This window comes from Psychromonas sp. SP041 (assembly GCF_000470315.2).
In the GTDB taxonomy this organism is placed as follows: Bacteria; Pseudomonadota; Gammaproteobacteria; order Enterobacterales; family Psychromonadaceae; genus Psychromonas.
This window is the reverse complement of sequence record NZ_CBRF02000056.1, coordinates 1-23,029: the sequence shown is the minus strand read 5'-3', so window position 1 is coordinate 23,029 and position 23,029 is coordinate 1. Positions and strand designations below refer to the sequence as shown.

Genomic DNA, 23,029 nt, shown 5'->3' with positions numbered 1-23,029 from the left:
CAGCGAGTAGTTTTAATCGTTGTCTCGCATTGGTTGTCGCATTAATTAATTCAGCAAAATTGTGACTCATATTAGCTCCTTTGTAAGAAACTTAATTAGATCACATATTTATCGGAAATGGTATAACTCTCAAAAAACTGCAGTTTTTTGACTTTCGGGACGCATGCTTCAGCTTGCAGATCTTTTTTGTGTTGATTGTTGGATCGATTATTCAATTGATCATTCGTGTTACAAAGATCAAAAAAAGTAAACCCTAGCACCAGAATCCCTGCAGACTAAAGCCAGCGCCACAAAGTCAAAAAAACAACACCTGCACCGACACGCATTTGGTATAGTGCCACCTTCGCGAATTGCGAAATGGAGACTTTCAACTTTTCTATAGGCATAAAAAAAGAGAGCCTAAGCTCTCTTTTTTGAATATTGTTTAACTAAAAACGTGTAATTATAAATTACGCGATGATAGTAGAAACAACACCAGCACCTACAGTACGGCCACCTTCGCGGATTGCGAAACGTAGACCTTCATCCATAGCGATTGGACCAATTAGTTCAACAACGAACTTAAGGTTATCACCAGGCATTACCATTTCAACACCTTCTGGAAGCTCAACAGCACCAGTGATGTCAGTTGTACGGAAGTAGAACTGTGGACGGTAACCTTTGAAGAATGGAGTATGACGACCACCTTCATCTTTACTTAGTACGTATACTTCAGATTCGAACTTAGTATGCGGCTTGATAGAACCAGGCTTAGCTAGAACTTGACCACGTTCAACGTCTTCACGTTTAGTACCACGTAAAAGAACACCAACGTTCTCACCAGCACGACCTTCGTCAAGCAGTTTACGGAACATTTCAACACCAGTACAAGTAGTTGTAACTGTATCTTTAAGACCAACGATCTCAACAGATTCGCCAACTTTGATGATACCGCGCTCAACACGACCAGTAACAACAGTACCACGACCAGCAATTGAGAATACATCTTCAATTGGTAGGATGAATGGTTTGTCGATATCACGCTCTGGAAGAGGGATATAAGTATCTAGTGCATCAGCAAGTTCAAGGATTTTTTCTTCCCATTCAGCTTCGCCTTCAAGAGCTTTAAGCGCTGAACCAAGGATAACTGGTAGGTCATCACCTGGGAAATCATATTCAGAAAGAAGTTCACGAACTTCCATTTCTACTAATTCTAGTAGCTCTTCATCATCAACCATGTCACATTTGTTTAAGAAAACAACTAAGTGTGGAACACCAACTTGACGAGAAAGTAGGATGTGCTCACGAGTTTGTGGCATAGGACCATCTGTAGCAGCAACAACTAAGATACCGCCATCCATTTGAGCAGCACCAGTGATCATGTTTTTAACATAATCGGCATGTCCAGGACAGTCTACGTGTGCGTAGTGACGAGTTTCTGTATCGTATTCGATGTGAGAAGTATTGATTGTAATACCACGTTCACGCTCTTCTGGAGCATTATCGATTGCAGAGAAATCACGGATGTCGCCACCGAATTTCTTAGTTAATACAGCAGAGATTGCAGCTGTTAAAGTAGTTTTACCATGGTCAACGTGGCCAATTGTACCTACGTTTACATGTGGTTTATTACGTTCAAATTTTTCTTTAGACACAGTGTGTACCTTCTTTATCAGTAAATACCTCTCCACATGCCATCACATGGAAAGGCGTTAGTTTAATTTATTTTTTATTTCGCTTCAATAATTGCGTTAGCAATTTTTTTAGGCGCATCGGCATATTCTAAAAACTCCATAGAATAAGATGCTCGACCTTGTGTTGCTGAACGAACTGCGGTTGCATAACCGAACATTTCAGACAGCGGTACTTTAGCATGTACGATCTTAACGCCACCAGGGCCATCGTCCATTCCATCTATAATACCACGACGACTATTAAGATCGCCAACAACAGTCCCCATCCAATCTTCAGGAGTAGTTACTTCCACTTTCATCACAGGTTCAAGAATTGTTGCATCAGCTTTTAATGCCCCATCTCTAAAACCTATCATACCAGCAATTTTAAATGCCATTTCGCTAGAGTCAACCTCATGGTAAGAACCATTTAATAAAGTGACTCGTACGTCAAGCATTGGATAACCAGCAAGCACACCTTGGTTCATTTGTTCTTCACAGCCTTTGCTCACCGCTGGAATGTATTCTTTAGGGAAAACATTCGCAGCCATTTCATTCACAAATTCAAAACCAGAACCACTTTCCAGCGGCTCTAATCTTAGTTGGACATGACCATAATGGCTAGGTCCTTCGCCTTGACGAATAAATTTACCTTCGATCTCAACCGTTTTACGGATGGTCTCACGGTATGCAACTTGAGGATTACCCACGTTACAGTTAACAGAAAACTCACGACGCATACGATCGACTATAATATCTAGGTGAAGTTCACCCATACCAGAGATCAATATTTGTCCAGACTCTTCATTCGTTTCAACACGGAATGAAGGGTCTTCAGCAGATAGTTTGCTTAGTGCTAGCGCTAATTTATCTTGGTCGGCCTTAGTTTTAGGCTCAACCGCGATTTGAATAACCGGTTCAGGGAAATCCATACGCTCAAGAATAATATTCTGTCCAGCAACACAAAGCGTATCCCCCGTAGTGACGTCTTTAAGACCGATCACAGCGGCAATATCACCGGCGCGAACTTCTTTGACTTCCTTACGTTCGTTAGCATGCATCTGTACGATACGTCCTAAACGCTCTTTTTTGCCTTTAATAGGAATAAAAACTTGTTCACCAGACTTAACTACGCCTGAGTAAACTCGCATAAAGGTTAACGTTCCCACGAATGGGTCAGTAGCTACTTTAAATGCAAGTGCAGCAAATGGTGCATCATCTGAAGCAAGACATTCTATTTCTTGATCGTTGTGTCCGTTGATAGCTTTAATAGCCTCAACTTCTACAGGAGAAGGTAGATAGTCAATAACCGCATCTAACACTGCTTGCACACCTTTATTTTTAAAGGCGCTGCCACACGTTGCTAGTACAATTTCATTATTTAGCGTACGAATACGTAAACCTGCTTTGATTTCTTCTTCTGAAAGTTCACCTTCTTCAAGGTACTTTTCCATCAGCTCATCATTTGCTTCTGCAGCTGCTTCTACTAGTTCTTCGTGCAAAACTTGCGCGTGTTCTAATAGTTCAGCGGGAATGTCATCATATTGAAATGTCATTCCTTGATCTGCATCGTTCCAATCAATCGCTTTCATTTTAATGAGGTCGATAACTCCGCGAAAGTGCTCTTCTGTTCCAATATTCAGATGAATAGGGACACAAGTAGCGCCTAAGCGAGTTCGAATTTGCTCAAGTACAGATTCAAAGTCAGCACCAGTACGGTCCATCTTGTTAACAAACACGATACGCGGAACGTGGTATTTGTTAGCTTGACGCCATACAGTTTCTGATTGAGGTTCTACACCTGACGAGCCACAAAATACAACTACAGCACCATCTAACACACGTAAAGAACGTTCAACTTCAATAGTGAAGTCTACATGTCCAGGCGTATCGATGATATTAATGCGGTGTTGCTCATACTGGTTTTGCATGCCCTGCCAGAAAGTAGTAGTCGCAGCGGATGTGATAGTAATACCACGTTCCTGCTCCTGCTCCATCCAGTCCATTGTTGCTGCACCATCGTGTACTTCACCAATTCGGTGAGATACGCCAGTGTAGAACAATACACGCTCTGTAGTAGTAGTTTTACCTGCATCGACATGAGCTACAATACCGATATTACGGTAGCGCTCAATGGGAGTTGTACGTGACAATGCAATGTCCTTCTTAAATAAAGCTTTGTGCAAATAGAAACGAAAAAGCACAGGCAAAAGCCTGTGCTAATATTTTTCTACCAACGGTAGTGAGCAAACGCTTTGTTTGCATCAGCCATACGGTGAACGTCTTCACGTTTCTTAACCGCTGAACCTTTGTTATCTGCTGCATCAACTAGCTCACCAGCTAGACGTAATGCCATTGATTTTTCACCACGCTTACGAGAAGCTTCAACTAACCAACGCATTGCAAGAGCATTACGACGAGAAGGACGAACTTCTACAGGAACTTGGTATGTTGAACCACCAACACGACGAGATTTAACTTCGACGCTTGGGCGGATGTTTTCTAATGAAACTTCAAAAAGTTCCATTGGATCTTTGCCGCTTTTTTCAGCAGCTGTTGCTAATGCACCGTAAACGATTTTTTCAGCAATAGATTTTTTTCCGTCAACCATTACTACGTTAACGAATTTTGTTAGAACTTCTGATCCAAACTTAGGATCTGGTAGTACTTTACGAGTAGCTACGACGCGTCTTCTTGGCATCTTATTATCTCCGTGCGCTTCAGGATTTTACCCAAAACATATTAAAATTAAATAGTGTTTGTTTGGCCTTACTTACGGAAAGTATTAAGATTTAGGCTTTTTAGCACCGTACTTAGAACGACCGTTACGACGTGCTGCAACACCTGAAGTATCAAGTGCACCACGAATTGTATGGTAACGAACACCCGGTAAATCTTTTACACGACCGCCGCGGATCAAGATTACACTATGCTCTTGCAAGTTATGGCCTTCACCACCGATGTACGAAGTTACTTCGAAACCGTTAGTTAGACGTACACGAGCAACTTTACGCATTGCCGAGTTAGGTTTTTTTGGTGTAGTAGTATATACACGAGTACATACACCACGTTTTTGAGGACACGCTTCTAGCGCAGGAACGTTAGTTTTTTGAACTTTGTCCTTACGCGGTTTGCGTACCAATTGTGAAATTGTTGCCATTGTTAAATAGCTCCTAATGTGTGTGTGAAAAATCAAGCCCTAAAGATTAGGGTCGCAAGAGTTTACGCTTAATAGAAAGGCGAGTCAATAAATAGGCAATTGTGTTTTTGTTCACAAAACAACAAATATAAAACGCAGGTATAGCACAGGTATATAGTTATCCCCATTAAAGGGATGAAGATATAAAGGGAATAGTATTCAAAGTCGCGAGATTTAAGGAGAAGTTAATATTAACTAAAAAGAGCTTATTACCAAGATAATTGGCTTTTGCATTGAATCGTTAAATTCACAAAAGCAGGATAATCGATTATTTGACCGACATTAACCACTAAACCACGTGCTTCAAGATCATCTTGTAAAACATACAAACGCTGGCTTTCATGCAATTTTAACAGGGTAGACTGTTGTTCAATAGAAGCACTAGCCGCAATAACACCATCACTCATTAATAATAAAATATCGTTATCAGCTAATTGCTTTAAGCAATCATGTAACGAAAAAGTACTTAATGGGGAACTATTAACCGTATGTAATATCATTTAAAAACTCATTAATTGATCTTGCATAGCAAGCTGTAAATTTATTTCATCAGTACTTAACAGCGTCGTTTTAATAACTAATTGTTCTACCGAAATATTTCTTACTGAGAGAGAATCCTGACAAACATAAATTTGTTCAACATCATAAAGCTCAAGCATTTGTAACATAGGTTGAAAATCTTTTTGTAAAATCAAATCAGCTTGATGCTTTGACAATAATTGATAGACACCATCGCCAATGAAAAAAAGGCTTAAAGATTCATTAAACGCAGAAAGTGCTAAGCTAAGATCTAACGCTTCACGTGCATGCGTTGTTCCATGTGGTGGACGTCTATTAACAATACCAATTTTCTTTTCCATATTCATATCCTAAAGTTTCACCAACCTAAAACTGTACCAAACGGTCACAACCAGCTGACAACTCAGCTAACTGCCCTAACCCACTTAATACAAAAGGTGATTTAAGATTATAATTGGAAAGCGCTAATTGTTCGGCTTCCTGTTGATTAACAATACCACGACGTAAAGAAGCAGAAACACACACTTCTAATGGAAATTGATATTCATTAGCTAAATTAGCCCATAAACTCGGTAAATTAACTTCATCGGTTGCAGGGCTAATAAGGTTACTTGCCGTCAATACACCATCAAGATAAAAAAATACGCCACTCATCTTATGCCCTGCTTTTAATGCTGCAGAACAAAATTGATATGCATTAGAGGCACTTTGATGGCTAGCTGGGTTGCCAGTCACTAAGAGCGTAAATTTTGTTACTTGATGGTCAGACATTGTTAACCTTATAGTCTAAATTAAACTTATTTAGACGCTACAAATGCAACAGCTTCAACTTCAACTAATACATCTTTTGGTAAACGAGCAACTTCAACACATGAGCGAGCAGGTGCTAATGTAGCAAAGTATTTACCGTAAACTTCATTGAAAGCAACAAAGTCATTCATATCTTTAATGAAACAAGTAGTTTTCACTACTGTTTCACCAGTTGCACCGGCTGCTTCTAGCACAGCAAATAAATTTTTCATTACTTGTTCAGTTTGCTCTGCAACACCACCTTCAACAATTTCCATTGTTTTTGGGTTTAATGGAATTTGGCCAGAAGTAAAAATCATATCACCGAATTGATTAGCTTGAGAATATGGACCAATTGCTGATGGCGATTGTTCTGTACTAATAATTTTTTTAGTTGTCATTTAAGGCTTATCCTAATCAGTTAATTTTGAGCCTGTATATTGAAGTAGAAGCAAAATAAAAACAACGTGAAATAAGAAAAAACTTAAAATGGGAATACTGAGATTAAACAAAAGAAAATAATTTAAATTAGTAGCTTCGATTATTAGCTTTTGACTTTGGGCCGCTGGCTTTAGCCTGCAGGGGTTCTGGTGTTAGGGTTTATTGTTTTGATTCTTATATCTTTGTATCGTTAATAACGAATTGTGAATTGAGTACCCGACCTAAAAATCAACACAAAAAAGATCTGCAAGCTGAAAACAGGACTCGTAGAACTCCTCCGCTCATGACACTAGGCTATCGCCTAATTCGCCATGCGCCCCGAGTAAACATAACTGCAAGCTAAAACAGGACTCGCAGAGCTCCTCCGCTCATGACACTAGGCTATCGCCTAATTGGCCATGCGCACCTAAAACAACATAATTTAAATTAGTAGTTTCGATTATCGATCTTTTACTTGAAAACACCAAAACAACCACGAAGCGCTACGCTACACGAAGGACACGAAAGAAAAGCTATAATTCATTACCTGTCATTAATCGCCTTTGATTTAATCTTCTTCACCCTTCGTATCTTCGTGGTAAACCGCTTTTGACTTTGTATATTGAATAGTGTTCCTTTGACTCTGGGGCGCTGGCTTTAGCCTGCAGGGATTTTGGTGTTAAGGTTTATTGTTTGTATCTTTGTATCTTTGTATCACTAATGAAGAATGATGAATTAAGTACATCGCCTAAAAATCAACACAAAAAAGATCTGCAAGCTGAAGCATGCGCCCCGAATAACAAAAGCGACAACCAACACAAAAAATACTGCAAGCTGAAGCATGCGCCCCAAGTATACATATCTACAAGCTAAAAATAGGACTCGCAGAACTCCTCGACTAATAAGACTAGGCTATCGCCTAATTGGCCATGCGCCACGAATAACAAAAGCGACAACCATACAATTTAACTTCATAGTTCCGATTATCCTCCTTTTATTTGAAAATACCAAAATAACCACGAAGCGCTACACGAAGGGCACGAAGGGCACGAAGGGCACGAAGAAAAGCTATAATCCATTACTTGTTATTAATAGTTTTTGCTCTCACCTTCTTCACCCTTCGTACCTTCGTGGTAAACCGCTTTTGACTTTGGAGCGCTGGCTTTAGCCTGCAGGGATTTTGGTGTTAGGGTTTATTGTTTGTACCTTTGTGTTTTTATATCTTTGTATCACTAATGAAGAATGATGAATTGAGTACACCATCTAAAAATCAACACAAAAAAGATCTGCAAGCTGAAGCATGCGCCCCGAATAACAAAAGCGACAACCAACACAATTTAACTTCATAGTTTCGATTATCGACCTTTTACTTGAAAACACCAAAATAACCACGAAGCGCTACGCTACACGAAGGGCACGAAGAAAAGAGCAAAAGCACTTTATTCATTACCTGTCATTAATCGCCTTTGATTTAACCTTCTTCACCCTTCGTATCTTCGTGGTAAACCGCTTTTGACTTTGTATATTGAATAGTGTTCCTTTGACTCTGGGGCGCTGGCTTTAGCCTGCAGGGATTTTGGTGTTAAGGTTTATTGTTTGCATCTTTGTATCACTAATGAAGAATGATGAATTGAGTACCCCACCTAAAAATCAACACAAAAAAGATCTGCAAGCTAAAAACAGGACTCGTAGAACTCCTCCTCTCATGACACTAGGCTATCGCCTAATTGGCCATGCGTCACGAATAACAAAAGCGACAACCAACACAAAAAATACTGCAAGCTGAAGCATGCGCCCCAAGTTAACATAACTGCAAGCTAAAAACAGGACTTGCAGAGCTCCTCCGCTCATGACACTAGGCTGACGCCTAACTCGCCATGCGCACATAAAGCAACATAATTTAAGTTAGTAGTTTCGATTATCGACCTTTTACTTGAAAACACCAAAATAACCACGAAGAGCACGAAGAAAAGAGCAAAAACACTTTATTTATTATCTATCATTAACCAACTTTGATTTAACCTTCTTCTCTCTTCGTGCCTTCGTGGTAAACCGCTTTTGACTTTGGGGCGCTGGCTTTAGCCTGCAGGGATTTTGGTGTTAGGGTTTATTGTTTGTATCTTTGTATCACTAATGAAGAATGATGAATTGAGTACCCGACCTAAAAATCAACACAAAAAAGATCTGCAAGCTGAAGCATGCGCCCCGAGTAAACATAACTGCAAGCGACAAATAGGACTCGCATAACTCCTCCGCTCATAACACTAGGCTGTCGCCTAATTGGCCATGCGCCACGAATAACAAAAGCGACAACCATACAATTTAACTTCATAGTTTCGATTATCGACCTTTTACTTGAAAACACCAAAATAACCACGAAGCGCTACGCTACACGAAGAGCACGAAGAAAAGAGCCAAAGCACTTTATTCATTACCTGTCATTAATCGCCTTTGATTTAACCTTCTTCACCCTTCGTATCTTCGTGGTAAACCGCTTTTGACTTTGTATATTGAATAGTGTTCCTTTGACTCTGGGGCGCTGGCTTTAGCCTGCAGGGATTTTGGTGTTAAGGTTTATTGTTTGCATCTTTGTATCACTAATGAAGAATGATGAATTGAGTACACAATCTAAAAATCAACACAAAAAAGATCTGCAAGCTGAAGCATGCGCCCCGAGTTAACATAACTGCAAGCTAAAAACTGGACTCGCAGAACTCCTCGACTAATAAGACTAGGCTATCGCCTAATTCGCCATGCGCACCTAAAACAAGATAATTTAAATTAGTAGTTCCGATTATCGACCTTTTATTTGAAAATACCAAAATAACCACGAAGCGCTACGCTACACGAAGGGCACGAAGAAAAGAGCAAAAGCACTTTATTCATTACCTGTCATTAATCGCCTTTGATTTAATCTTCTTCCCTTTTCGTGCCTTCGTGGTAAACCGCTTTTGACTTTGGGGCGCTGGCTTTAGCCTGCAGGGGATTCTGGTGTTAGGGTTTATTGTTTGTACCTTTGTGTTTTTGTATCTTTGTATCGTTAATGACGAATTGTGAATTAAGTACACCGCCTAAAAATCAACACAAAAAAGATCTGCAAGCTAAAGCATGCGCCCCGAATGAACTTAACTGTAAGCTAAAAATAGGACTCGCAGACTCCTCCGCTCATAACACTAGGCTGTCGCCTAATTGGCCCGACAACCAACACAAAAAAGATCTGCAAGCTGAAAATAGGACTCGCAGAACTCCTTCTCTCATAACACTAGGCTATCGCCTAATTGGCCATGCGCCCCGAGTTAACATAACTGCAAGCTAAAAACAGGACTCGCAGAGCTCCTCCGATCATGGCACTAGGCTGTCGCCTAATTGGTCATACGCCTCGAATAAAAAATATAAAAAACGATCTTAATTCTCAAATTTTAGGTATAAAAAAAGGTGCCGAAGCACCTTTTTTTCTAAAGCAAAATTAATTGCTTATATTCACTACTTACTCACCAAAATCAACGGCGTTTAGTAAGTCAGCTAAGTTTTGCTCAGCTGCTTCTACGTCGATGATCGGCTCTTCAGTTACAGGTTCAAGCTCTTTCGCTTTAGCTGCAGCACGAGTACGGTGATGTGCAAAACCAGTACCAGCTGGAATCAAGCGACCCACGATTACATTCTCTTTCAAGCCATGTAATTGGTCACATTTACCTGCAACAGCAGCTTCCGTAAGAACACGTGTTGTTTCTTGGAAAGAGGCAGCTGAAATAAACGATTCAGTTGCTAGTGATGCTTTAGTAATACCTAGTAACTGGTATTCAAACTTAGCAAGGTTTTTACCTTCAGCTTCAAGTTTACGGTTTTCAATAATAACACGCACAACTTCAGCTTGCTCACCTACTAAGAACGACGTATCGCCGGCATCAGTGATGATACATTTACGCAGCATTTGGTTAACGATAACTTCGATGTGCTTATCATTAATTTTTACGCCTTGTAAACGGTATACTTCTTGTACTTCGTTTGTGATGTAGTTAGCCACTGGGCTAATACCACGTAGACGAAGAATGTCATGAGGAGACTCAGGACCGTCAGAAATAACCTCACCTTTTTCAATCTTCTCACCTTCGAAGATGTTTAGGTGACGCCATTTTTGAATCATCTCTTCATGCACATCGCCATTAGCTTGTGTAATAAGAAGACGACGTTTACCTTTAGTCTCTTTACCGAATGCTAATGTACCTGACACTTCTGCAAGAATCGCAGCGTCTTTAGGTGTACGCGCTTCAAATAAGTCGGCTACGCGAGGTAGACCACCCGTGATATCACGAGTTTTTGAACTTTCTTGAGGGATACGGGCTACCGCATCACCAACTCGTACTTGAGCACCATCTTCTAGGCTTACGATTGCGTTTGCAGCAAGTGCATATTGCGCAATAACTTGTGTACCAGGAATGAAGACATCATTACCTTTAGCATCAACTAGTTTAGCCATCGGACGCATTTCTTTACCAGCACTTGGACGTTGTGCAGGGTCAATAATAACAATGCTTGATAAACCAGTTAGTTCATCAGTTTGCTTGTTAATAGTCACGCCTTCAATGAAGTCCATGAACTCAATCTTACCTTCCACTTCCGTAATGATTGGATGTGTATGCGGGTCCCAGTTAGCAATGATTTCGCCAGCAGTAATTGCAGCGCCATCTTGCTTATCAAGAACAGCACCATAAGGTAGACGGTGATTCTCTTTCGTACGGCCTAATTCATCGATAACGGTTAACTCTGTAGAACGAGAGATAACAACTACTTTTTGATCAGAGTTAATGACGAACTTAGCGTTATGTAATTTAACTTTACCCGTATTTTTAACTTGGATACTGTTTTCAGATGCAGAACGCGATGCTGCACCACCGATGTGGAACGTACGCATCGTTAACTGTGTACCAGGTTCACCGATAGACTGAGCGGCCATAACACCAACTGCTTCGCCTTGACCAACCATGTGCCCACGAGCCAAATCACGACCGTAACATTGTGCACAAGCACCAAAGTCAGTATTACAAGTGATTACTGAGCGAACCCATACTTGGTCAACCGATGCTTCTTCGATTAAGTCACAGTATTTTTCATCAAGTAATACGTTACGTGCGATTAAAACTTCGTTATCAGTACCTGGCTTAATGATGTCACGAGCAACAACACGACCTAGAACACGTTCACGAAGTGGTTCAACAACGTCACCACCTTGAATCAATGGCGTAACTAATAGACCTTCAGTACTACCACAATCTTCTTCAGTAATAACTAAATCTTGAGCAATATCAACAAGACGACGAGTTAGGTAACCCGAGTTTGCTGTTTTAAGTGCGGTATCGGCTAGACCTTTACGTGCACCATGCGTCGAGATAAAGTACTGAAGTACGTTTAGACCTTCACGGAAGTTAGCGACGATAGGCGTTTCGATGATTGAACCATCTGGTTTAGCCATCAGACCACGCATACCAGCAAGCTGACGAATCTGAGCGGCACTACCACGTGCACCCGAATCGGCCATCATATAAACGCTGTTAAACGAATCTTGAACTTCTTCTTCGCCTTTAGCGTTAATGACTGTCTCTTTAGACAGATTTTCCATCATCGCTTTAGCCACTTGCTCATTCGCACTTGCCCAAATATCGATAACTTTATTGTAACGCTCACCCGCAGTAACAAGACCAGCTTGGAATTGCTCTTGGATTTCTAGTACTTCAGCTTCAGCTTCTTCAACTAATACTTTCTTAGCATCAGGAATAACCATATCGTCGATACCAACAGAAGCACCTGACAATGTAGCGTATTCAAAACCGGTATACATTAATTGGTCAGCAAAAATAACAGTGTCTTTAATACCTAGTAAACGGTAACAAGCATTCAACACGTTAGAGATAGCTTTTTTGCCCATGTTCAAATCAACATGCTCGAAAGGAAGACCTTCAGGCATGATTAACGATAAGATCGCACGACCAATTGTTGTTTCAACTAAACCAGTAGTAGATGTACGAGATTTGTCTTCAGCAATATGAACTTGCGTCATACGTACTTTAACAATCGCTTGTAGATCAACAACACCAGCACGGTATGCTTTTTCAGCTTCTTTTGCACTTTGGAAGTACATGCCTTCGCCACGACCATTAATGCGAGTACGAGTCATGTAATAAAGACCTAGTACAACATCTTGAGACGGTACGATAATCGGCTCACCATTTGCAGGCGATAGAATATTGTTCGTAGACATCATCAAAGTACGAGCTTCAAGCTGTGCTTCAATTGTTAACGGTACGTGTACCGCCATTTGGTCACCATCGAAATCGGCGTTGTATGCAGCACATACTAACGGGTGAAGCTGTATCGCTTTACCTTCGATTAAAACAGGTTCAAATGCTTGGATGCCTAGTCTGTGAAGTGTTGGCGCACGGTTAAGTAGCACTGGATGTTCACGGATAACACCTTCAAGGATGTCCCAAACTTCACCACCTTCACGGTCAACTAATTTCTTAGCTGCTTTGATAGTCGTCGCAAGACCTAATGCTTCTAACTTACCGTATACGAATGGTTTGAATAGCTCTAATGCCATCTTCTTCGGAAGACCACATTGATGTAAACGTAACGTTGGACCTACTGTGATTACAGAACGACCAGAGTAATCTACACGTTTACCTAGTAAGTTTTGACGGAAACGACCTTGCTTACCTTTGATCATATCTGCAAGCGATTTTAGAGGACGTTTGTTCGAACCAGTAATAGCTCGGCCACGACGACCATTATCTAATAACGCATCAACAGATTCTTGTAACATACGTTTTTCGTTACGTACGATGATATCTGGTGCAGCTAGTTCTAAAAGACGTTTTAGACGGTTATTACGGTTAATAACACGACGGTATAAGTCATTTAGGTCAGAAGTAGCAAAACGTCCGCCGTCTAGTGGTACTAGAGGACGTAAATCAGGTGGAAGTACTGGAAGTACTGTTAAGATCATCCACTCTGGTTTGTTTGAAGACTGGTGGAAAGATTCCACAAGTTTCAGACGCTTAGTCAATTTCTTACGGCGAGTTTCAGAATTAGTTGTTTCTAACTCTTCACGCATGCCTTTGATTTCGTGCTCTAAATCAAGTTGCTTAAGTAGTGCAAAAACGGCTTCAGCGCCCATCATTGCGTCAAACTCATCGCCCCATTGCTCTAGGTTGTCCAAGTACTCTTCTTCAAGAAGGATTTGGCCACGCTCAAGATCAGTCATACCTGGTTCTACAACCACGAATGATTCAAAATATAGGATACGTTCGATATCACGTAACGTCATATCTAGCATTAAGCCGATACGAGACGGAAGTGATTTAAGGAACCAAATGTGTGCAACAGGTGATGCTAATTCGATGTGTCCCATACGGTCACGACGAACTTTAGCTTGAGTTACCTCAACACCACATTTTTCACAAATAACACCACGATGCTTAAGGCGTTTGTATTTACCACATAAACATTCGTAATCTTTGATTGGACCAAAGATACGTGCACAGAATAAACCTTCACGTTCAGGCTTAAAAGTACGGTAGTTAATGGTTTCAGGTTTTTTAACTTCACCAAAAGACCATGAACGGATCATTTCAGGTGATGCTAAACCGATTTTAATACCATCGAATTCTTTGGTTTTATTTTGTTGCTTTAAAAACTTGAGTAAGTCTTTCACGCTACTCTCCCATAGGAGTTAAAACTAGGCGTCTCAACAATCAAGACGCCACATATTTTTCAACTAAAACGAATTTTAGTTCGATTCATCTAGCTCGATATTGATGCTTAATGAACGGATCTCTTTCAACAATACGTTGAATGATTCAGGCATGCCTGGTTCCATTCTATGGTCACCGTCTACAATGTTTTTATACATCTTAGTACGACCATTAACATCATCCGACTTAACCGTTAGCATTTCTTGAAGAGTGTAAGCAGCACCGTAAGCTTCTAGTGCCCATACTTCCATCTCACCAAAACGCTGGCCACCGAACTGAGCTTTACCACCAAGTGGTTGCTGAGTAACCAAGCTGTAAGAACCTGTTGAACGCGCATGCATTTTGTCATCAACTAAGTGATTCAGTTTTAACATGTACATGTAACCAACCGTCGTTTTACGTTCAAAATCGATACCGGTACGTCCATCAGTTAATTGCAGTTGACCAGACTCTGGTAAGTCAGCAAGACGTAACAATTCACGGATTTCACTTTCATGAGCGCCATCAAATGCTGGTGTTGCTACTGGTAAACCTTTGTATAGGTTTTTAGCTAGACGTAATACAGCTTCGTCATCAAAGTCATTTAAGTCAACATGACAAGGTGCATCACCGAACGAGTAAAGTTTTTGTACGAATTCACGTACTTTGCTGATTTCTACTTCACGTTGATCTTTGATCATACGCTCTAGTTTCTCACCAACACCTTTACACGCTAGACCTAGATGTGTCTCAAGGATCTGACCGATGTTCATACGTGATGGTACACCCAATGGGTTAAGTACGATATCAACTGGAACACCAAACTCATCGTGAGGCATATCTTCTACAGGTACGATGTTTGAAATAACACCTTTGTTACCATGACGACCGGCCATTTTATCACCAGGCTGTAGACGACGACGTACTGCAAGGTAAACCTTAACAATTTTTTGTACGCCAGGTGCTAAATCATCACCTTGTGTAATCTTACGACGTTTAATATCAAACTCTTTATCGTAGTCTGCTTTAACTTCGTCGTACTGCGCATTGATTTGGTCTAAGTAAGTTTGTTTTTCATCATCATTTAATACGATGTCAAACCACTGTGCTTTAGGCATCTGTAATAGACGCGCTTCTTCTTGACCAGCAGAAACTAATAGTTTCAACGCTTTTTCGTGGATAGCTTCTTCTAAGATCTTGAACTTTTCAGTTAAATCTTTCTTAGCTGCTTTCAACTGCATTTCTTCAATTTCTAGTGCACGCTTATCTTTCTCAACGCCGTCACGAGTAAAGACTTGTACGTCAATGACTGTTGCGTAAGTTGAGTTAGCTACGCGTAAAGAGCTGTCTTTAACATCAGACGCTTTTTCACCGAAGATAGCTCGTAATAGTTTTTCTTCTGGCGTAAGTTGTGTCTCGCCTTTTGGCGTTACTTTACCTACTAAGATATCACCTGGTTTAACTTCAGCACCAACGTAAACAATACCAGACTCATCTAGTTTGCTTAACGCAGATTCACCAACGTTAGGGATATCGGCAGTGATCTCTTCAGTACCCAATTTAGTTTCACGTGCAATACATGAGAACTCTTGGATATGGATCGTAGTGAAACGATCTTCTTGAGATACACGCTCAGAAATAAGGATTGAATCCTCAAAGTTGTAACCATTCCAAGGCATGAAGGCAATCTTCATGTTTTGACCAAGTGCTAAATCACCCATATCAGTAGATGGACCATCTGCTAATACGTCACCGCGAACAATTGGCTCGCCAGGTTTACACGTTGGTTTTTGGTTAATACAAGTATTCTGATTAGAACGAGTGTATTTAGTTAAGTTATAGATATCGATACCCGCTTCACCAGCAAGTAGCTCATCATCAGCAACTTTAACAACGATACGAGATGCATCAACGTAATCGATTACACCACCGCGTTTCGCGATAATAGTAACACCAGAGTCAATAGCAAGACGACGTTCAATACCAGTACCTACTAATGGCTTATCAGCACGTAAAGTAGGAACTGCTTGACGTTGCATGTTCGCACCCATTAAGGCACGGTTAGCATCATCATGTTCTAAGAACGGGATAAGTGACGCAGCAACAGAAATGATCTGTTGTGGTGACACATCCATGTAATCGATATCATCAGCACTCATAAAGGTAGTTTCACCTTTATGACGACAAGGAATCATCTCTTCGTTAAGCATACCGTTTTCATCAGTATTAGCAGATGCCTGTGCGATAACGAAAGTACCCTCTTCGATAGCAGATAAATATTCAACTGTATCAGAAGGTTTACCATCGATAACTTTACGGTAAGGCGTTTCCAAGAAACCGTAACTGTTAGTACGTGAGAACGTTGCTAACGAGTTGATAAGACCGATGTTTGGTCCCTCAGGTGTTTCGATTGGACATAAACGACCGTAGTGAGTTGCGTGAACGTCACGTACTTCAAAGCCAGCACGCTCACGAGTTAGACCACCAGGACCTAATGCAGAGATACGACGTTTGTGTGTTACTTCTGATAACGGGTTATTTTGGTCCATGAACTGAGACAGTTGTGAAGAACCAAAGAACTCTTTAACAGCAGCTGAGATAGGTTTTGCATTGATCAGATCTTGCGGCATAGTTGCATCAAGGTCGCCTAAAGATAGACGCTCTTTAACAGCACGTTCAACACGTACTAAACCAACACGGAATTGGTTTTCAGCCATTTCACCTACACAACGAATACGACGGTTACCAAGGTGATCGATATCATCAACTTCGCCATTACCGTTACGGATATCGATCAGTGTTTTCATTACACTTAAGATATCTTCGTTAGATAGAATACCAGGACCTTCATCGCCATCGATAGCAACACGACGGTTGAACTTCATACGACCCACTTTAGATAAGTCGTAACGTTCTTCAGCGAAGAATAGGTTTTGGAATAGACCTTCAGCAGCATCTTTAGTTGGTGGCTCACCAGGACGCATCATACGGTAGATTTCTACTAACGCTTCTAAACGGTTAGTTGAAGAATCAACACGTAATGTGTCTGATATAAATGAACCACAATCTAATTCATTACTGTAGATTGCTTCGAATTTTTTAATACCTGACTGTGCAAGCTCAGCTAATAATTCAAGTGTAAAGATATCATTTGCATTAACAATGATTTCACCAGTTTCGCTGCTGATGTAATCTTTAGCTGATACTTTACCTTCTAAATATTCAAACGGTACTTCAAGCTGCTTAACGCCATCTTTCTCAAGTTGACGGATATGACGAGCAGTAATACGCTTGCCAGATTCAACATAAGTTGTACCTTTACTCACGATGTCAAAGTTGAATTGTTCGCCGCGTAAACGGTCTGCAATCAATGCCATAGTGATCACACCATCTTTAACTACAAACTCAGTTGTATCAAAGAAGATGTCTAGGATTTGTTCAGTAGAGTACTCAAGTGCACGTAACATGATAGTCGCTGGTAATTTACGACGACGGTCAATACGAACAAATAAATTGTCTTTAGGGTCAAATTCAAAATCTAACCAAGAACCACGGTAAGGGATAACACGTGCGTTATATAACACTTTACCCGAACTGTGTGTCTTACCTTTATCATGGTCAAAGAAAACACCAGGAGAACGATGTAATTGAGAAACAATAACACGCTCTGTACCATTGATAACAAAGGTACCGTTTTCTGTCATGAGTGGCATTTCACCCATGTAAACTTCTTGTTCACGGATATCTTTAACCGTGCCTGCTGGCGCATCACGATCATAGATAACAAGACGTAATTTAACACGTAAAGAAGCAGAGTAAGTAACTCCGCGGATTTGGCATTCTTTCACATCAAAAACAGGCTCGCCTAAACGGTAACTTACATATTGTAGTTCCGAGGTACCTGAATAACTAGCGATAGGGAAGATACTGTTAAAAGCAGCTTCTAGACCTACCTCTCCAGTTAAATCGACTTCAATGAATCGTTTGAATGAATCTAGTTGAATTTCCAACAAGTATGGTTTTTCCATCACTTGTGGACGTTTCCCAAAATCCTTACGAATACGTTTTTTCTCAGTATAAGAGTAACCCATGTGGTTCCTTTGCTCGCTGATAAAATTGGTCATAGTTGTCTCACTTGGTTTGAATCTAATGGTATGACAACGGCGGCACATTATTTTGGTGTTAACGATATTTAATGCGGTATGGCTTCAGTTTGAACCTGCTCTTGAGGCGCAGCTTATTTCGCTGACTTTATCGTTTGAAGCAATATGGCAATAACATCATCTTAAGCGTCCGATGACCGTAAAAAATAATGAAAAATCACGGTATCCTATAGCGCAAAAAGGCCGGTGATTAAAAAATCACCAGCCAAAGCTATTTGCATAGCTATTAAGTTAGAAAAACTAACTTATTTAAGTTCAGCAGTTGCACCGATTTCAGCAAGCTCTTTTTGGAAAGCTTCAGCTTCGTCTTTAGAAATGCCTTCTTTAAGAACAGCAGGACAAGATTCAACAGCTTCTTTAGCTTCTTTCAGGCCTAGACCTGTGATAGCACGTACAGCTTTGATTGCTTTAACTTTGTTCTCACCGAAAGCAGTAAGTACTAGGTTAAATTCAGTTTGCTCAGCAGCAGCTTCGCCTGCAGCAGCAGGACCAGCAGCAGCAACAGCAGCAGATACGCCGAATTTTTCTTCCATTGCTTCGATTAGTTCAACAACTTCCATTACAGATAGTTCTGCAACAGCATCAATGATTTGGTCTTTAGTAAGAGACATGAGTCAATTCCTATATATAGATTATAAAATGGTATTACAGCAATTACGCTGCAGATTCTTCTTTCTGGTCGCGAATAGCAGCCAGAGTACGTACAAGTTTGCCCGCTGCAGCTTCTTTGATAGTAGCCATCAGTTTCGCAATTGCTTCGTCGTATGTTGGTAATGTCGCTAAACGGTCGATTTGAGCGGCTTCAATGAATTCACCCTCAAATGCTAGTCCTTTAATTTCAAACGATTCATTAGCTTTAGCAAAGTCTTTTAAAAGACGTGCTGCTGCACCTGGATGTTCGTTTGAAAAAGCAAGGATAGTAGGACCTGTAAACGTATCTGCCAGACATGCAAAGTCAGTACCTTCAACTGCACGACGTGCTAGTGTGTTACGAATAACTCGTAAAAATACACCGTTTGCACGTGCTTTTGCACGAAGTTCAGTCATTGCACCTACTGTTACACCGCGTGAATCGGCAGTTACAGCAGACAGAGCGCCTTTAGCAGCTTCGTTGACTTCAGCAACAATAGCTTGTTTGTCTTCGAGTCTTAATGCCATTTGGTTTTACTCCTGGATTCCACTAGGTTTTACCCTAGATAAACACCCTCATCTAATGATGAGGCACTATTTTGGTTACGGATCCAGTAGAATAATCTTTCTGGGGTCCGGTACCGTCTACGCAGGAAATTAAGTTAAATCAAAAAATTTAACACCTACGGTCTAAGAAGAGACCTAAGGCCCTCCAAAGTAAGGTCGCATATTATACAAACAATATGCAACCTTGTATAGTCACTTGATGATTAATCATCAAATGACTACAAAAAATTACGCTACTACAGTAACTAGAGTTGCTTGGTCAACTTTAAGACCGGCACCCATAGTTGTAGATAGAGAAACTTTCTTGATAAATTGACCTTTAGCGCCAGATGGTTTTGCTTTTTTAAGAGCAATAATCAAAGCTTCTAGGTTTTCTTTAATTTGTTCAGCAGTAAATGTCGCTTTACCGATAGTAGAATGGATAATACCATTCTTGTCGTTACGGTAACGAACCTGACCAGCTTTAGCATTTTTAACTGCTTCAGCAACGTTAGGTGTAACAGTACCAACTTTCGGGTTAGGCATTAGACCACGTGGACCTAAGATTTGACCTAATTGACCAACAACACGCATAGCGTCTGGTGATGCAATTACAACGTCAAAGTCCATTTCGCCAGCTTTAACTTTAGCAGCAAGATCGTCCATACCAACGATATCCGCACCAGCAGCTAGAGCAGCTTCTGCGTTAGCGCCTTGTGTGAATACAGCAACACGAACTTCACGTCCAGTACCGTGTGGTAATACAGTTGCGCCACGTACGTTTTGATCACTACGACGAGGATCAACACCTAGGTTAACTGCAACATCAATGCTTTCGCTGAATTTAGCTGTTGCGAACTTTTGTAAAAGTGCTACTGCTTCATTGATATCGTATTCTTTAGTTGCGTCAACTTCAGCGCGTATAGCTGTCATGCGTTTAGATAATTTAGCCATTGTATTAACCCTCTACTTCCAGACCCATAGAACGAGCAGAACCCGCAATACAACGTACCATCGCTTCAAGATCGGCACCCGTTAAATCAACTTCTTTCGCTTTAGCGATTTCTTCAAGTTGAGCAACTGTTACTTTACCTACTTTGTCTTTATTAGGTACAGCAGAACCAGATTTGATGCCAGCAGCTTTCTTAAGTAAGTAAGATGCAGGTGGAGTCTTAGTTTCGAATGTGAAAGAACGGTCAGCATATACTGTAATTACTACAGGAACTGGAGCGCCTTTTTCTTGAGATTCTGTTTTTGCATTGAATGCTTTACAGAATTCCATAATATTAACACCGTGTTGACCAAGTGCAGGACCAACTGGTGGTGACGGGTTTGCCATACCAGCTGAAACTTGCAGCTTGATATATGCGGTTACTTTCTTAGCCATGATATATTACCTTTATTTGGGTATAACGCTGAAAAAACAGCTTCCCAGTTAATACGTAAGTGACTGCATTATTGCAGCCTACTAGCACCAATTAGATTTATTATCTTAATAATAAAATAACAAATAAAATGGGCGGCGAATTATAACTGTAACGCTACCTGCTTCACAAGGTCTTTTGTTGTTTTTTTAGTCAAATATAACTTTATTCGTCTGTTAAAAACAAAAAAGCCAATAAGGCGGACCTTATTGGCTTTTTTAGCAGTCTAACCAAGCGAACTCGCTTTAGTTAACTAGTCTTTTTCAACTTGAGAGAACTCAAGCTCAACTGGCGTTGCACGACCAAAGATAGAAACCGATACTTTTAAACGGCTCTTATCGTAGTCAACTTCTTCAACAGTACCAGAGAAGTCAGCAAATGGACCGTCAGTAACACGAACCATTTCACCTGCTTCAAACAATGTACGAGGACGAGGTGTATCATGCGACTCTTGTAAACGATTAAGAATGTTGTCCACTTCTCTTTGAGAGATAGGCGCAGGACGTTCTTTAGTTCCACCAATAAAGCCCATAACACGGTCAATACTTTTCACTAAATGCCAGCTATCATCATTCATAGCCATTTCAACTAAAACGTAACCAGGGAAGAACTTACGTTCACTCTTACGTTTTTGTCCAGCACGCATTTCAACAACTTCTTCAGTAGGTACTAAGATTTCGCCAAAGTGCTCTTCCATTTCATTTAAACGGATGTGCTCTAATAATGTTTTTTGAACACGGCCTTCATACCCAGAAAAGGCTTGAACGACATACCATCTCTTTTTTTGAACTTCTTCAGTCATAATAAACCCTTAAATAGAGGTAGTGATAAACGAAACGACACGAACAAATATGCCATCAAGACCCCATAGCACTAAACCAACAATCGTTGATACTGCTAAGATGATTAATGTAGTTTGCACTGTTTCTTGGCGAGTTGGCCAAACAACTTTACGTACTTCAAGACGCGCATCTTTAGCAAAGCCAATAAATGTTTTGCCTTTTTCAGTAAATGCAGCAGAAACAACTGCTAAAGCAGCTAAAACTAAAAGTATTGCCACACGTAATACAACATGTGTTTCTTCACCATATAAATAATTACCAACAATCACTGTTGCTAATAATAAAACGGTGATAGTCCATTTCAGCCCATCAAAAGAGCTTTTGCTGTTTTCAGAATTTACTGTAGTCATAACGCATTGTATCCACTGTTAAAATTAATAGTACCGTTCTTAGCATCAGTTACTAAGTGGTAAAACAACCACCTAATATAAGCGATTGTTTAATAGGTGAAAGATTTCTTTTACATTAAGCAAAATCGTCACCCTAAAATAAAGGACGTAAGTATAAGGATTTTTCTGTCTTTTGTAACCTGATTATCTACAAAAAGAGTGATTCTTATTGATTAAACACAAACAAAGCCATCGCAACCTCTCTATCGCCCTATAAATAACACATAAAATAGTAAGGTTTTTGATAGATTTGTCTAAGTTGATAAATATTTTGAACTTGGGTGAATGGCGAATCAAGTAAAATATTAAGAGTGTAGAATAACTCCACGAGTCCTGTTTTTAGCTTGTAGGTTTGTTATTTCGAGGCGCACGCTTCAGCTTGCAGATCTTTTGTGTTTAACGTTAATAATAAGCTTCGCATTATTCATTCCCTAATACCAAAACTAAAATCAACACACACACCCTGCAGGCTAAAGCCAGCGCCCCAAAGTCAAAGGCACCCTATTCAATATACAAAGTCAAAAGTACTTGAACTCGGGCGCATGGCGAATTAGGCGATAGCCTAGTCTTATGAGCGGAGGAGCTCTGCGAGTCCTGTTTTTAGCTTGTAGGTTTGTTATTTCGGGGCGCACGCTTCAGCTTGCAGATCTTTTGTGTTTAACGTTAATAATAAGCTTCGTATTATTCATTCCCTAATACCAAAACTAAAATCAACACACACACCCTGCA

The 23,029-nt window shown here is 40.4% G+C and carries 16 protein-coding genes; all 16 read right to left on the bottom strand.

The annotated features are described in order from the left end of the window. Window positions 1–449: 449 nt before the first annotated feature. Window positions 450–1,634 carry an elongation factor Tu gene (gene tuf, locus SP041_RS19765; protein WP_025565705.1) on the bottom strand — a complete coding sequence of 395 codons (1,185 nt, stop codon included), beginning with the start codon at window positions 1,632–1,634 and terminating at the stop codon, window positions 450–452. A 74-nt stretch (window positions 1,635–1,708) separates the two neighbouring features. Beyond that, on the bottom strand, window positions 1,709–3,805 hold the full coding sequence (gene fusA, locus SP041_RS19760; protein ID WP_025565706.1) for an elongation factor G: 2,097 nt from the start codon (window positions 3,803–3,805) through the stop codon (window positions 1,709–1,711). A gap of 77 nt (window positions 3,806–3,882) precedes the next feature. Then, a complete protein-coding gene (gene rpsG / locus SP041_RS19755) occupies window positions 3,883–4,353 on the bottom strand; it encodes a 30S ribosomal protein S7 (RefSeq protein ID WP_025565708.1) in 471 nt (156 codons plus the stop codon). Window positions 4,354–4,437: 84 nt separating this feature from the next. Then, window positions 4,438–4,812 (bottom strand): 30S ribosomal protein S12, encoded by a 375-nt coding sequence (rpsL, locus tag SP041_RS19750; RefSeq protein ID WP_025565709.1) that lies wholly within the window; start codon window positions 4,810–4,812, stop codon window positions 4,438–4,440. A gap of 248 nt (window positions 4,813–5,060) precedes the next feature. Continuing rightward, complete coding sequence (tusB, locus tag SP041_RS19745) at window positions 5,061–5,351, bottom strand: sulfurtransferase complex subunit TusB (RefSeq protein ID WP_025565710.1); 291 nt, start codon at window positions 5,349–5,351, stop codon at window positions 5,061–5,063. Next, the gene (gene tusC, locus SP041_RS19740; protein WP_025565711.1) at window positions 5,352–5,711 is read right to left on the bottom strand and encodes a sulfurtransferase complex subunit TusC; all 360 of its coding nucleotides are present in this window, start codon (window positions 5,709–5,711) and stop codon (window positions 5,352–5,354) included. Window positions 5,712–5,736: 25 nt separating this feature from the next. Further along, window positions 5,737–6,141 (bottom strand): sulfurtransferase complex subunit TusD, encoded by a 405-nt coding sequence (gene tusD, locus SP041_RS19735; RefSeq protein ID WP_025565712.1) that lies wholly within the window; start codon window positions 6,139–6,141, stop codon window positions 5,737–5,739. 26 nt (window positions 6,142–6,167) lie between these two features. Then, entirely contained in the window at window positions 6,168–6,560 is a 393-nt protein-coding gene (locus tag SP041_RS19730; RefSeq protein ID WP_025565713.1) for a RidA family protein, read from the bottom strand. Window positions 6,561–10,066: 3,506 nt separating this feature from the next. After that, the gene (rpoC, locus tag SP041_RS19725) at window positions 10,067–14,287 is read right to left on the bottom strand and encodes a DNA-directed RNA polymerase subunit beta' (protein ID WP_025565256.1); all 4,221 of its coding nucleotides are present in this window, start codon (window positions 14,285–14,287) and stop codon (window positions 10,067–10,069) included. Between the two features lie 75 nt (window positions 14,288–14,362). Next, on the bottom strand, window positions 14,363–18,397 hold the full coding sequence (gene rpoB / locus SP041_RS19720; protein ID WP_025565257.1) for a DNA-directed RNA polymerase subunit beta: 4,035 nt from the start codon (window positions 18,395–18,397) through the stop codon (window positions 14,363–14,365). A gap of 317 nt (window positions 18,398–18,714) precedes the next feature. After that, window positions 18,715–19,080, bottom strand: a complete 366-nt coding sequence (rplL, locus tag SP041_RS19715) for a 50S ribosomal protein L7/L12 (protein ID WP_025565258.1) — start codon at window positions 19,078–19,080, stop codon at window positions 18,715–18,717. A 43-nt stretch (window positions 19,081–19,123) separates the two neighbouring features. Then, window positions 19,124–19,627 carry a 50S ribosomal protein L10 gene (gene rplJ, locus SP041_RS19710; RefSeq protein WP_025565259.1) on the bottom strand — a complete coding sequence of 168 codons (504 nt, stop codon included), beginning with the start codon at window positions 19,625–19,627 and terminating at the stop codon, window positions 19,124–19,126. Window positions 19,628–19,894: 267 nt separating this feature from the next. Continuing rightward, window positions 19,895–20,599 (bottom strand): 50S ribosomal protein L1, encoded by a 705-nt coding sequence (gene rplA, locus SP041_RS19705; protein WP_025565260.1) that lies wholly within the window; start codon window positions 20,597–20,599, stop codon window positions 19,895–19,897. Window positions 20,600–20,603: 4 nt separating this feature from the next. Beyond that, the gene (gene rplK, locus SP041_RS19700; protein WP_025565261.1) at window positions 20,604–21,032 is read right to left on the bottom strand and encodes a 50S ribosomal protein L11; all 429 of its coding nucleotides are present in this window, start codon (window positions 21,030–21,032) and stop codon (window positions 20,604–20,606) included. 290 nt (window positions 21,033–21,322) lie between these two features. Continuing rightward, on the bottom strand, window positions 21,323–21,871 hold the full coding sequence (nusG, locus tag SP041_RS19695) for a transcription termination/antitermination protein NusG (protein ID WP_025565263.1): 549 nt from the start codon (window positions 21,869–21,871) through the stop codon (window positions 21,323–21,325). A gap of 9 nt (window positions 21,872–21,880) precedes the next feature. Continuing rightward, the gene (gene secE, locus SP041_RS19690; RefSeq protein ID WP_025565264.1) at window positions 21,881–22,261 is read right to left on the bottom strand and encodes a preprotein translocase subunit SecE; all 381 of its coding nucleotides are present in this window, start codon (window positions 22,259–22,261) and stop codon (window positions 21,881–21,883) included. Between the last annotated feature and the right edge of the window lie 768 nt (window positions 22,262–23,029).

Coding starts and splice junctions, on each gene's coding strand:
- rpsG (WP_025565708.1), bottom strand. CDS start 4,353: ATGCCAAGAAGACGCGTCGTAGCTACTCGTAAAGTACTACCAGATCCT.
- rpsL (WP_025565709.1), bottom strand. CDS start 4,812: ATGGCAACAATTTCACAATTGGTACGCAAACCGCGTAAGGACAAAGTT.
- tusB (WP_025565710.1), bottom strand. CDS start 5,351: ATGATATTACATACGGTTAATAGTTCCCCATTAAGTACTTTTTCGTTA.
- tusC (WP_025565711.1), bottom strand. CDS start 5,711: ATGGAAAAGAAAATTGGTATTGTTAATAGACGTCCACCACATGGAACA.
- tusD (WP_025565712.1), bottom strand. CDS start 6,141: ATGTCTGACCATCAAGTAACAAAATTTACGCTCTTAGTGACTGGCAAC.
- SP041_RS19730 (WP_025565713.1), bottom strand. CDS start 6,560: ATGACAACTAAAAAAATTATTAGTACAGAACAATCGCCATCAGCAATT.
- rpoB (WP_025565257.1), bottom strand. CDS start 18,397: ATGGGTTACTCTTATACTGAGAAAAAACGTATTCGTAAGGATTTTGGG.
- rplL (WP_025565258.1), bottom strand. CDS start 19,080: ATGTCTCTTACTAAAGACCAAATCATTGATGCTGTTGCAGAACTATCT.
- rplJ (WP_025565259.1), bottom strand. CDS start 19,627: ATGGCATTAAGACTCGAAGACAAACAAGCTATTGTTGCTGAAGTCAAC.
- rplA (WP_025565260.1), bottom strand. CDS start 20,599: ATGGCTAAATTATCTAAACGCATGACAGCTATACGCGCTGAAGTTGAC.
- rplK (WP_025565261.1), bottom strand. CDS start 21,032: ATGGCTAAGAAAGTAACCGCATATATCAAGCTGCAAGTTTCAGCTGGT.
- nusG (WP_025565263.1), bottom strand. CDS start 21,871: ATGACTGAAGAAGTTCAAAAAAAGAGATGGTATGTCGTTCAAGCCTTT.
- secE (WP_025565264.1), bottom strand. CDS start 22,261: ATGACTACAGTAAATTCTGAAAACAGCAAAAGCTCTTTTGATGGGCTG.